This is a genomic window from Oscillatoria sp. CS-180, from assembly GCF_028330965.1.
Classification (GTDB): Bacteria; Cyanobacteriota; Cyanobacteriia; order Phormidesmidales; family Phormidesmidaceae; genus Halomicronema.
The window spans coordinates 130,480-142,795 of record NZ_JAQMUB010000101.1; the positions used below are offsets into that span (position 1 = coordinate 130,480).

At 50.1% G+C, this 12,316-nt stretch carries 13 protein-coding genes; 5 read left to right on the plus strand and 8 right to left on the minus strand.

Annotated elements, in window-relative coordinates:
- The first annotated feature begins 20 nt into the window (after positions 1-20).
- Positions 21-188: a DUF2256 domain-containing protein gene (locus tag PN498_RS28085; RefSeq protein ID WP_272066775.1), complete on the plus strand. Its 168-nt coding sequence runs from the start codon at positions 21-23 to the stop codon at positions 186-188.
- 28 nt (positions 189-216) lie between these two features.
- On the opposite strand, the gene PN498_RS28090 is transcribed toward PN498_RS28085, so the two are convergent.
- A complete protein-coding gene (locus PN498_RS28090; RefSeq protein ID WP_272066776.1) occupies positions 217-864 on the minus strand; it encodes a TetR/AcrR family transcriptional regulator in 648 nt (215 codons plus the stop codon).
- 184 nt (positions 865-1,048) lie between these two features.
- Between PN498_RS28090 and PN498_RS28095 the strand changes: the two genes are divergently transcribed.
- The 3 genes from PN498_RS28095 (at position 1,049) to PN498_RS28105 (ending at position 4,319) form a co-directional block, all read left to right on the plus strand.
- On the plus strand, positions 1,049-2,197 hold the full coding sequence (locus PN498_RS28095) for an HlyD family efflux transporter periplasmic adaptor subunit (RefSeq protein ID WP_272066777.1): 1,149 nt from the start codon (positions 1,049-1,051) through the stop codon (positions 2,195-2,197).
- A gap of 160 nt (positions 2,198-2,357) precedes the next feature.
- A complete protein-coding gene (gene devC / locus PN498_RS28100; RefSeq protein WP_272066778.1) occupies positions 2,358-3,542 on the plus strand; it encodes an ABC transporter permease DevC in 1,185 nt (394 codons plus the stop codon).
- Positions 3,543-3,611: 69 nt separating this feature from the next.
- Positions 3,612-4,319: a DevA family ABC transporter ATP-binding protein gene (locus PN498_RS28105; protein ID WP_272066803.1), complete on the plus strand. Its 708-nt coding sequence runs from the start codon at positions 3,612-3,614 to the stop codon at positions 4,317-4,319.
- Between the two features lie 55 nt (positions 4,320-4,374).
- On the opposite strand, the gene phnK is transcribed toward PN498_RS28105, so the two are convergent.
- From phnK to PN498_RS28135, 6 genes are all read right to left on the minus strand, one after another.
- The gene (phnK, locus tag PN498_RS28110; protein ID WP_272066779.1) at positions 4,375-5,145 is read right to left on the minus strand and encodes a phosphonate C-P lyase system protein PhnK; all 771 of its coding nucleotides are present in this window, start codon (positions 5,143-5,145) and stop codon (positions 4,375-4,377) included.
- A 17-nt stretch (positions 5,146-5,162) separates the two neighbouring features.
- On the minus strand, positions 5,163-6,320 hold the full coding sequence (locus PN498_RS28115) for a HetZ-related protein 2 (RefSeq protein ID WP_272066780.1): 1,158 nt from the start codon (positions 6,318-6,320) through the stop codon (positions 5,163-5,165).
- Between the two features lie 720 nt (positions 6,321-7,040).
- On the minus strand, positions 7,041-7,667 hold the full coding sequence (locus PN498_RS28120) for an exopolysaccharide biosynthesis protein (protein ID WP_272066781.1): 627 nt from the start codon (positions 7,665-7,667) through the stop codon (positions 7,041-7,043).
- Between the two features lie 38 nt (positions 7,668-7,705).
- The gene (locus tag PN498_RS28125) at positions 7,706-8,287 is read right to left on the minus strand and encodes a YqaA family protein (protein WP_272066782.1); all 582 of its coding nucleotides are present in this window, start codon (positions 8,285-8,287) and stop codon (positions 7,706-7,708) included.
- Between the two features lie 89 nt (positions 8,288-8,376).
- Positions 8,377-8,970 (minus strand): hypothetical protein, encoded by a 594-nt coding sequence (locus tag PN498_RS28130; RefSeq protein ID WP_272066783.1) that lies wholly within the window; start codon positions 8,968-8,970, stop codon positions 8,377-8,379.
- Between the two features lie 126 nt (positions 8,971-9,096).
- Complete coding sequence (locus PN498_RS28135) at positions 9,097-9,669, minus strand: hypothetical protein (RefSeq protein ID WP_272066784.1); 573 nt, start codon at positions 9,667-9,669, stop codon at positions 9,097-9,099.
- Positions 9,670-9,681: 12 nt separating this feature from the next.
- Here PN498_RS28135 and PN498_RS28140 point away from each other — a divergent pair, with 12 nt between their 5' ends.
- On the plus strand, positions 9,682-10,851 hold the full coding sequence (locus PN498_RS28140) for a cysteine desulfurase family protein (protein WP_272066785.1): 1,170 nt from the start codon (positions 9,682-9,684) through the stop codon (positions 10,849-10,851).
- A gap of 39 nt (positions 10,852-10,890) precedes the next feature.
- Here the strand turns inward: PN498_RS28140 and PN498_RS28145 are convergent, their stop codons facing one another.
- On the minus strand, positions 10,891-12,228 hold the full coding sequence (locus PN498_RS28145; RefSeq protein ID WP_272066786.1) for a S41 family peptidase: 1,338 nt from the start codon (positions 12,226-12,228) through the stop codon (positions 10,891-10,893).
- Between the last annotated feature and the right edge of the window lie 88 nt (positions 12,229-12,316).

The following is a 12,316-nucleotide window of genomic DNA, read 5'->3' on the forward strand; positions in this document are numbered from 1 at the left end:
CTGATCCCCGAATAAAGCTCATGGCTCGTCAGCGCTCAAAATCTGACTTACCCACGAAAGTCTGTCCTGTCTGTCAGCGTCCCTTTACCTGGCGCAAAAAGTGGGCTGACTGCTGGGATGAGGTGAAGTACTGTTCTGAACGATGTCGGAGACGGCGATCGCAGGCTAACAATCCAGCCTCTAAATAACTAAGTCAATTCACGAAATACCTTCAAATTAATCCGATTGATCTGACTGTTTCCGAGCGGTAATGAGCTGAATGAGACCGTCAATCATGCGATCGCGCTCTATGGGCATCACCTCATCACCATGCAACACATTTTGGGTAATCAAATAGTGGACCAGAGAGCCTGCAAATATTCTGGCTGCAACTATCGGATCGGGTAGGTTGAGCTGCGTTTGAGAGGACAAATAGAGGGATAGCTGCTCCAGTAGAGGTTTTTTAATTTCCTGTACAAACGTTTTGGCTACCTGCGGAAAGCGCTCTGATTCACCAATAACCAGTCGCATTAGCGTCAGCAAAGGCTTATTTTTATCGAAATTGTTCAACATCAGCGTGGCAATTTGCCGTAGGACTTGTTCCGGTGCAGCCTCCACATCTGACTGGGACAGCAGCGCAAAAACACCCTGACGACTAGAAAAGGTCAGCTCTTGAATGAGGGCCAGAAACAGTCCCTCTTTATCTTGAAAGTGGCTGTATAAGGTGGACTTGGAAACTCCTGCTGCCGCTGCGATACGGTCCATGCTGGCAGCGGCATAGCCCTGCACCATAAAGACTTGTAGAGCACCCTGCAAAACAGCTTGTGCCTTTTCAGATCGGATTTCTGACAAGGATGCCTGAGATTGCGAATCAAGGGTTGTCATTGCTTCAATTCCTGCAGCACAGATACATCCAGCATAAAGGAGCAACTCGTTTCTCAAAGAAAACTATACTAAACGGTATAGTTGACAAAACCATACCGTTTAGTATGATCTGATTGTGACCTGTTGAATTACCTGTGCGAGGGTTATGCATCTGGATCTCTCGAACCGTTCTGTTTTTTCAGCAATGCAGTCTCGTCGCTGGTTGGCGATTGCAGGTGCTGTCGTACTGGCCGTTGGCGGAATTGCTGTTTGGCGTGTTTGGCAATCCCGTGTAGATGAAACACAAACGGAGGTAGTGACTCCGAGTATCACGACAGTGACAGCCTTAGGACGCCTAGAGCCAGAAGGTGAGGTTATCAATTTGATTGCACCGACTGCGACTCAAGAGAACCGAATAGAGCAGCTATTGGTTGAAGAAGGAGATTCTGTTGAGGCTGGCGAAGTCATTGCCGTTTTGGACAATCGCGATCGCCTGCAGGCGGTTCTCCAGCAAGCTGAGGAGCAAGTGCAAATCGCCCGTACTCAACTTGCGCAGGTGCAAGCTGGAGCTAAGTCAGGGGAAATCGCGGCTCAACAAGCTGAGATTGCTCGATTGCAGGCCACTCAAGCGAGTGACATTGCTGCTCAGCAGGCAGCCGTCGCACGGCTAGAAGCAGAAGTCGAGAATGCCCGGGTGGAATATCAGCGGTACGAAACGCTTTACCAACAGGGCGCTGTTTCAGCTTCCGAGCGAGACGCTAGAGAGCTGACTTTGAGTACAGCGCAGCGACAGCTTCAAGAAGCCCAAGCGCAACTGGAACGTATTCAAACGGCTGGGCGAGAGCAAATTGAGCAAGCTCGTGCCACCCTCGACCAGATAGCCGAAGTCCGTCCGGTAGATGTGGCAGCGGCTGAGGCAGAAGTGGAGGCTGCGATCGCGGCTGTTGCCGAAGCCGAAGCCAATCTGGCTCAGACGTCGGTTAAGGCACCCATTGCGGGTCAGGTTCTCAAAATTCATGCTCGCCCCGGTGAAAGAGTTGCCGATCAGGGGATTGCGACACTGGGGCAAACTGAGCAGATGAAAGTGATTGCAGAAGTTTACCAAGGCGATATCGATCAGATCGAGGTGGGGCAGAGCGCCGAAATCACCTCTACGGTTTTCTCTGAAACCCTCCAAGGCAGAGTCGAACGTATTGGTTTACAGGTGGAACCACAGCAGGTTGTTGACGAGAATCCTGCTGCCAATATTGACGCCAAAGTTATTGAGGTTCACATCGTTTTGAATGCAGAAGCTAGTGCACAAGTTAGTGACCTGACAAACCTTCAGGTGACCGCTACGATTCAAACCCAGTAGTCTTCTGCTCCGAAAATTGCTGCCCTAGGAGGCCGCGCTCTCGATTGCGATGCTTCTCGGCAGCGAAATTGCTGCACTGCTACACTACCTCCTCTCATCACGCCATTCTTTCTGCTCACCTTGCGAAATTCCTACAAGCCCACCCTCAGGAGCTGACGCCATGCTAAATCCGCTCAAACTGTTCAAGGTTCTTGAAGATCGCACTCCTCTAGGACTTTTGCAACTCAAGCATGACCCCCTACGGCTGTTGACTGCGATCGCGGGCATTACTTTTGCCGACATTCTTATATTTATGCAGTTGGGATTTGCAGATGCTTTGTATAAAAGCAACACTCAGTATCCTCGGGCACTACAAGCTGATCTTGTGCTGATCAGCACCCAAGCTAAGAACTTTGGGCAGTTGCAATCGTTTGCACGGCGACGGTTGTATCAAGCGCTGGATGTTCCGGGTGTCGTTTCCGCTGATCCGCTTTACCTGGGGTCTGTGGAGTGGCGCAATCCTCAAACCCGCCGGCGGACATCAATGCTGATCCTTGGGCAAGATCCAGCTCGTCCTGCTTTTAATCTCCCTGTCGTGAATCAGCAACTTGATGTGATTCGACAACCGGATACGGTTCTGTTTGATCAAGCCTCTCGGGGAGATTACGACCAGATGATTGCCCGAGTGAGGCGGGGTGAGCCTGTTACGACAGAGATTGGTCTACGCACAGTTGAGATTGCTGGGCTGTTTGAAGTGGGAGCCTCGTTTGCCGATGATGGTGCTCTCATCACCAGTGATCAAAACTTTTTACGGCTGTTTCCTCGCCGTGATGCTGTAGCGGTGAGTTTGGGACTCATTCGTGTCGTCCCTGAAGCTGATCTCGAACAGGTGCAGCAGGCGGTTACTGCTCGTCTACCCGATGATGTCCAAGTGCTCACTAGCGAAGGATACGTCGATTTTGAACTCAACGATATTCAGTCAGAATCGCCCATTGGTTTTGTGTTTGGTCTTGGCTCGGCAATGGGATTCATTGTTGGAGTTGTGATTGTTTATCAAGTCTTATCCACTGACGTCAACAGTCATCTAGCAGAGTACGCCACCTTTAGAGCGATGGGCTATCGCAACGCTTATCTGCTGGGCATTGTTGTTGAGGAAGCCATCATTTTGTCAATATTGGGTTTTGTGCCCGGCTTAGTGATTGCCGTAGGGGCTTACCAACTGACCGCAGCGGTCACGGCTCTACCTTTGATGATGCCGGTTAGCCGAGCTGTCTTTGTCCTGCTGATTACCTTCGTCATGTGCGGAGCGTCTGGGGCGATCGCCACCCGCCGCCTCCAAGCTGCCGATCCCGCAGATATTTTCTAATCTTTGGGCTTTGCTGCAATTGCTGTGTCTTCTTTCCTTTTCCTCCTCGTTCCTGTTCCTCTAGCCGCCATGTCTCCTACTAAATCCATCGTTGTGCAGCACGTTGATCATTTCTTTGGTTCCGGTAACCTGAGAAAGCAAGCCTTGTTTGACATCAATCTGGAGATATCTGCTGGTGAGATTGTCATTATGACCGGGCCTTCTGGCTCGGGCAAAACCACATTACTGACTCTGATTGGGGGTCTACGCTCAGCTCAGTCAGGAAGTTTGAAAGTGGTCGGGCATGAAATTTGTGGAGCCAGTGAAAACGAATTGGTGCAAGCGAGACGTCACAACGGATATATTTTTCAGGCTCACAACCTGCATGGTAGTCTTACAGCCCTTGAGAATGTACAAATGGGACTAGAAGTCCACGGGATGTTCTCGAAGCCAGAGCGGCATGAGCAGGCTACGGAAATATTAGAGACCGTGGGGCTAGGAGATAGGGTCAATTATTATCCAGCAGACTTATCAGGCGGACAGAAACAGCGGGTTGCGATCGCCCGTGCCCTCGTCAGCAAACCCAAAATTGTCCTAGCCGATGAACCGACGGCTGCCCTCGATAAGAAATCGGGCCGAGACGTTGTTGACATTATGCATGACTTAGCAAAACAACAAGAGTGTACGATTTTGCTGGTCACTCACGATAACCGCATCCTTGATATCGCTGATCGAATTGTCTACATGGAGGATGGACGACTATCTAAGCAGCCTGAACTGGCCGAAAGCTCGCATTAGCAAGTGGTTCGTGCTGTAGCCGTGCGGCCCTCCAGATATCAGGTGTTTTCTGAAATCAAGGAACTAGCGTAGAGCTAACGAGCTGTTGGGTGTAAGGATGTTGTGGATCGTCGAGAACCTGATCCATCAGTCCTGTCTCGACCACTTGGCCTTGGTGCATCACGATTAGACGATCTGCTAGAAGCCGGACAACCCCAATATCATGGGTCACTAGGATAACGCTGAGGTGGAGCGTGCGGACGAGCGATCGCATCAAATCCAGCAGCTTTGCCTGCACCGAAACGTCCAATCCTCCTGTTGGTTCATCCATCAGGACTATGCGAGGGCGCGTTACCAGAATCCTGGCGAGCTGTAGTCGCTGCTGCATACCGCCAGAGAAAGTCTGCGGCAAGTCATCCATCCGCTGGTCTGGAATCTCTACCTGCGTCAACCAGTTCAACGCCTCACTGCGAATGTTGCCGTAATGCCGTTCACCAACATCTAGCAACCGTTCGCCGATATTGGCTCCTGCGGTAACGCCCATACGCAGACCATCGCGGGGATTTTGGCGAACAAAGCCCCATTCTGTTTTCATTAGCTTTCGGCGTTGTGACTCGGGCAGAGTGGTTAGATTGATAAGTGTGTCAGCGCGATCGCGATACGCAACCTCCCCATTATCCGCTGTCAAATCACCAGAAATACAGCTGAGTAAAGTACTTTTGCCCGATCCCGATTCGCCAATAATGCCGAGCACCTGACCGGTATAGAGGGAGAAGGAGATGCGATCGCAAGCTCGAATGTCCCCATAGGCCTTACTTAAATCTCGAATCGTCAGCAACGGTTGCATAAATAGACCACTGTGTTTCAAGACTCTTGTGCATCCTGCCGCAAATTTTGCGCTGCTAGGTATAGGTTGGCCCACTCTCCAGTAATCTGCTTCAGCTTCAGTTTTGTATCTTCAGCAATGTCATCAAAGCTACAACCTGCTTTCAGGTCATTCATAATCTTTTGCTGCAGGGGAGAGCATGATGTTTGAAAAGTTTCCCACTGTTCAGGTACCAGCCCTAAATTGTGCTCTTTGAGAGAAGTCTTGAGCCAGCCAAGAACCAAATCAGGTTGTTCCTTCAAGGTGAAGACGTAGATGGCATGATACCGAATCTTTTCTCGTAGACGATAGGCTGCTTTGGTGGACAGATTAAGGCGTTGCGAGATGGCATCCTGAGTGAACCCCTGTAAATGCAATTCCAACCACTCAACAGCCGTTTTATCCAGCTTGTCATATAAATAGGTAGCAAAGCTCTTTTTGACTTGCTCTCGCAGCATTTGCTCTTCTTCGGCTTGTGTCCGTTCCTCGTACTGAGATACTGCTTCAACATCCAGCAGACTTAGGGATGTTTCGGCCTCGTCGGTGCCAACTTCTTCGGAGATGAGACGGATAAGCTCGCCAGAGGGAATATTGGTCATGCCGCCCCGTTGCGATCGCCGCAAATAATTGACGAATCGATAGACTAAAAGCGGTTGATTGCGGATGGGTCTCATGCAGTACTCTTCTAAAGTGGCTAGCATGAGCAAATCGCGGACTTGCGAGCGAGGCGTACATTCGCCAATCCAACTGACCTGCTCTTTGAGGTAGCGATCGCCCCGTAGCATCTCCTGAATTACTTCTTGCAGTACATCTGTAACGGTACGACGGCGATCGCGGCTCAGCGCGATCCAAGTCCGAACCTTACTCCGCACCAAAAACAGACTGCTGAGGCGCTTGATCAAATTCCGATAAGCACGATCTGAAGACACTCCCCAATAGCGCTGCTGGAGGATTTGGTAGCGATAGTTCAGCGCCTGCACTAAGATCTGTTGATTGTCCTCTGAGGCGTCATTGAAGCGTTCAGGATTAGGACCTATCAACCAAGTTAGAATACTTTGGCGAGTACTGTCGCTCTCTCCAGACAGTTCTTCCGCCAACTTCGTTGACCATGTCTTGATGATGTCCTCTACCACCGTCATGCTACGGGTATCCCTCATCCTGCCCATAGCTGATTGTAGAGTGGATTGGAGAACCATGCCGCTTCAAGCCAACAAACGCAAAAATTCACCTTCACTCAAGACGGGATGCAAACCTCTAATACCTTTGGGAGTCAGCCCGTTTCTTTCATGTTTGCCTGCCTCCCTCAAAATGTATTCCTAATCAGGCATCCTGCGTGCCATCGCCGTTTCATCAAATGATTGAAAAATGGCCCAGAAAAAACGGATCGTGAGGACAGAAAGAAACACAATGGCAGTCAACGTCAGTGTGGCGTGTGGAGCCAATATTGTGATTAATACACCGCTGATGATCAAGAGCAACAACAGGGACCGGTCCATACAATCCTCCTAGGCATTGCAGGCTTACACGATCATTGTAAGTTTTCAATCTTGATCATTGGGAAACTCTTCTAATTACTTGAAGAATGCTTCTTTGCCTGCAATATTTTGTTGCAAATGGCATTATTCAAGTCCATCAAAGCTCACTATTTAGCCTTAATAAGCTATCCAACGTGCATTCATAAAGTTCAAGATAACAGCATCTATCCTAAGGTGGATGATATAGATATGAGGCTAGAAACAGCTGATCCCAGACCTGAGATCATTTAAAAAGTAGGGTTTTGGCCCAGTCATACTGTGGAAGTTGCTGATTTTTCAGGCCGGTTAGAAATTTTCTGTTGTTCGTGATACAGAATTCTAATCACTGTCTAGCGTGAACATTTAGCGTGCTGGAAAAGAATTAAGAATGAACCGAATTGCGGCAGATCCTCCTTCAACGCCGGCGAAAACAATGACGCCTACAACGCTAGCTGCCAGAGCACATAAGGTAAGTCCCACTAGGCTGATAAAGCCATCATCGTCTAAAAAACCAAACCCAATTACAAAGATGCAAAGCGCTGGAAATGTGTTGGTGCCCGGAATCGGAATCATCATGCAAACTGACATCATAGCGATCGCAATTCCAATCACCACCCGACCGGGATAACTGGTGCAGATGGGCGTTAGTCGGGGACGAGAAAAGACTTCAATCCGTTTCAGCCAGGGAATTCCCTTTTTCATGAGCTTCTGTATTTGCTCTAAAGCAAAGCCTTTCTCTTTCCAACTTTTAGGAAACCAAGGCTTCTGCCGTCCGGTCATTAGTTGAACCGCAAGCAAGAACATGACAACGCCAAAAGGCGTTGAGTATCCTGGTGCGGGAATTGGCAGTGCTGATGGCAACGCTAGGATGACGAACAGAAAACCAAAGGTCCGCTCCTCTGAAAGGTTCAAAATATCCGCCAGCGTTACTTTGTGAGCGCGATCGCTACTAAAGAAAAACCGTTCGAGTTCTGCTGAAAGACGAGCCATGATTAACGCTTGCAACCATAAACACCCCATTATGGGCTTTAGATTAGCTTCACGGCGAATAGTCCAGCGACAACCAGTATCAAACAAACCCAAAGTAGGCGATCTGATGAAGATTCGATAAAAGTCTGGACGCGATCACCCCCAAAAGCCATGAGTCCGCCCACGAACAAGAACCGTACGTTGCGTCCAATCACAGACGCTAGCAGGAATTGCCCAAAATTAAAGTTGAAAACCCCAGAGGTCAGCGTGAACACCTTGTAGGGAATGGGGGTAACTGCTGCCATCAAAACGCCCCAAAAGCCCCATTGTGTATAGATATCTTCCACGCGATGAAAGACCTCCATCTGAGGATCGTAAAGTTGCAACAGGGCACTTCCAATGGATTCGAAGGCATAGTAACCAATGGCATATCCCAGAACACCGCCTAGGACAGACCCCATGCCACAGATGATGGCAAACCGTAGCGATCGCTGAGGATGCCCTGTGCATAGCGCTAGCAAGAGCGGATCGGCAGGGACAGGGATGATACAGGACTCTGCTAAAGCGAACCAGAACAGGATGTGTTCGCCATAGGGCTTTTGGCTCCAGACAGAGAGATTGTCGTAGACCTTTTGGAGCATGGTGATGGGAAAAAACCAAGCAATGGATTCAGACTAGCAACTGGCAAGAGAGGGCGCTCCTATCTAGCGATAGGCTGTAGTGAAGTATTTCATCGTGGTGCGATCGCGCTCTGTAGCAGGCAATCTCCATCCCAAACGACCGATAGACGCTGCCATCCGGCTTCGGTCAAGACTGTTTCACCATTTTGAACGGCAAAGTCGCTTGTGTTCGCCCCTGCTGCCATAATGAGGTCCATCAGGCAATCGCTACCTGGAATCGCGATCGCTTCTTGACGCAGCAACCACTCCAAACGAGCTTGCTCTGTCAGGCTAAATGTTTCCATTAAAAAGGGATAGAGAGCGATACCCGTAGCGCTCTCAACACCAATGAGGATGGCTTGAATATAGCCTGCGGCTAAGTCGTCAGGCAGATGAGGTAGTCGATGTTGCATCGAAGCGACGATATTAGTGACGAAGGGGCAGCCTAACTGCTGGTGTAGCTTTTCAATGCGTTGCATGATGCCGGCAAAGGGAGCACCAAGAACATCGTGCCAGTCAACCTCCGGATAGGCTCTCTGTAGCAGGTCATAGCATCGTTCGTTAAGATGATAAGCCTGCTGATCAGGATCACAGGAAAAGTCTTGTCCTGGCACTGCTCCTGCTTGTACAAGTAACTGAAACAGATCAATTGCTGCTTGATGCATAGAAGTGTACCACTAGAGCTATAACTTACAAAAAATTAAGATTTGATTTCACCATAGCGTAGTTGCCGAAAAAAGACGTGTTTGTAGTCTGCGGTACGAGAAACAAATATTGTGTTGAATTTTCAATCAAAGGTTAGAGCGTAGGTAGAAGCTGTAGTACCCGAAGACATATATCACGTTAATAATGATCAGGAGTCCTTTACCCCAGGACGATTGTACTCGGCGCAACAGGATGGCAGTTGCCAAGAGGGTCAAAACCAATTCGGCAAACGCTCCATAAATTGCCCAGTGGTTGCTGTCCCAATAGGAGATTGGACTCACGAATCGATAGTCGCTCAGCGGCCAAAAATGGCGATGAGCATCGTCATGGTGTAATGGCAAATCCTCAAGATGATGCAGTAGCATACTGGCGAACATAACCGCTATCCGGAGACGCTGCTGCCAGGCAAAGACACCCAGTCCAATCAAGGCAAGGGGAATTGAATTGCCAACGGCAAAAATATCTTGCCAAATTGGTTCGTAGTAAGTCTCGCGCCAGATAGTGGCTTCTGGAATGTTCGCAAGTTTAGCCCAGCCATAGAAGCCAAACAGGGCTGCATCGGGCAGCCAGCTACCCATCAAGATCGGCCAGGTCATCATGGGCTGCTGAGCACGTCCTAAGATCGCTAGATTGAGAATGCTATGACTAGGGGTATTCATTTCTTCTGGCCTATGACACGGAACAAGCGACCCATCTACTTAGACTGCCACGCCACTACTCCCGTTGATCCCCAAGTTGTGGAAGCGATGCTGCCCTTCTTCACTGATCATTTTGGGAATCCCTCCAGTATTTCCCATCAGTATGGCTGGGAGGCGGAAGCCGCCGTCAAGCAGTCTAGGGAAATCATTGCCCAAGGCATCCGTGCGGTGCCGGAGGAAATTGTCTTTACCAGCGGTGCGACTGAGGCGAATAATTTGGCCATTAAAGGGGTTGCCGAAGCCTATTTCAGTAAAGGCCGACATATCGTCACCCTGCAAACAGAACATAGTGCCGTGCTCGACCCATGCGCTTATTTAGAGACGTTAGGATTTGAAGTCACTTATCTGCCTGTGTGTTCAGATGGCCTGATTGATTTAGAGGACTTAGAGCGATCGCTGCGGGACGATACAGTTCTCGTCTCAATCATGGCTGCCAATAATGAGGTTGGTGTGTTGCAACCGCTAGCTGAAATCGGCCAGCGCTGTCGCGATCGCGGTGTTCTATTCCACACAGATGCAGCGCAGGCGATTGGGAAAATTGACCTGGATGTGCAGGCTCAATGTATTGATTTATTGTCCATGACTGCCCACAAGGTCTATGGTCCTAAAGGCATTGGTGCGCTTTATGTCCGACGGCGCAATCCCCGTGTGAATCTTGCACCACAGCTTCATGGGGGTGGGCATGAGCGAGGTCTGCGGTCGGGAACGCTCTATACTCCGCAAATTGTGGGACTGGGCCGGGCTTTAGAATTAGCCTGGCAGAATCAGACTCATGAGCAAGCTCGAATTAGGGCACTGCGCGATCGCCTCTGGCAAGCTCTCGAAGCCATTCCCGGTGTGAGCCTCAACGGACATCGCACCCATAGACTGGCAGGCAACCTAAATATCAGCGTCGATGGGGTTGATGGGCAAGCGTTACTGCTGGGGCTAAGAAGCCAAGTTGCCGTTTCTTCGGGATCTGCCTGTAGTTCTGCTAGTACGGCTCCTTCCCATGTCCTCAAAGCCTTAGGCCACAGTGATAAACTCGCCCATGCCTCGCTTCGATTTGGCATCGGGCGATTCAATACGCAAGCAGAAATTGACCAGGTGGCGGCAATCTGTCAGGAGACGATGGGTGCGCTACGGCAAGTCGTCATGGGATGACAGAGATGGAATGACAGAAAGCAGGAATTGAGAGCAGCCTCAATCAGGAGATCGCCCCAGTTGACTGGGAACGTTGGGATCAGTCCGATTGCTTTGTATGGTGGACTCAAGCGCAGTGACAGCTTGCACGAACTGTAGGTCTTGATCAGACGCAAGTCGAGCCGGGTTGCTGAACAGCTCTTGCTGCTGTCGGTTGCTGAGATCGACTTCAATATCAGGTGTAATCCCCTTCTGGTTGATATCTGTGCCGTTGGGTGTGTAGTAGTGAGCTATGGTAACGACTAACCCAGAACCATCAGATAAGCCGTAGAGCGATTGCACTAGGGCTTTTCCGTAGGTCGTCGTCCCTACCACAGTTGCTCGGTTGTTGTCTTGCAGTGCACCCGTCAGGATTTCACTTGAACTAGCAGAGCGGTTGTTGACCAGAACAGCCATCGGTAAGTCAGTAATGGCAGTCCGGTTCGCGCTGATAGCAGATGACTCGCCGCTGCGGTCAAGTGTCCGAACGATGGGACCCCGCTGTAGCCATAGCCGACTAATCTCGATGCTGGCAGACAGCAAGCCACCCGGGTTGCTTCGTAGGTCTAGGACAAACGCTTCGGCATTTTGCTCCATCAGGGCCTCGATCGCCGCAACCATCTGCTCAGTCGCGTGACCGTTGAACTCATCCAGACGGATATAGCCAATGCGATAGCCGTTGACCTGTTTAAGGCGATGAGCAACTGTGGGCAGTTCTAGCCGTGCCCGAGTCAGAATGACGGTTCGAGGTTCACTATTGCCGCGTGAGTAGGTCAAGGTGACTTGAGAGCTTTCCTCACCTCTCAGCAAGCGCGCCACACCAACAACGCTGATGCGTTCAGTCGATTGACCGTCAACTAACAGGATGCGATCGCCTGCTTTCAGGCCATTCGCTGCTGCCGGAGAATTTTCTAGAACAGCAGTGACGTAGATGTTTCTCGTCTCGTCATCTCGTTGTAGCTCAAGGCCGACGCCTGAAACTTCGCCAGCGGTCTGATCTGACAGTTCTGAATACTCCCGTGGGTCTAAAAACCGCGTGTAAGGATCGTTGAGGCGCTGAAGTTCTTCCCTAAGAGCATCATAGGCGGCTTCGGTTGAACTGTACTCTTGGCTCAACAGTCGCTGCCGCACTGCCAGCCAGTCCATTTGATTAAATGTGGGATCGACGTATTCTCGATTGACCAGCTGCCACGCTTCGTCCAAAACTGCTTTCGGGTTATCCTCCATCAGTTCTGTAGCGCCAGCATTGGGAATGAAAACTGGCATGATGACAGAAACGGTTGCTAGCAGAGAAGTCGCGATCGCCCCTCTAACAAACTCTATTGAAGCTGACGTCCGTGGATTAGCAGGGCGGGTCATATGGAGTTACAGATAGGTGTTACGTAGACTGTAAGATGGGTCAACTCGAAACTCAGTAGTAACACGGATAAAGCGGATATCTGTAGCC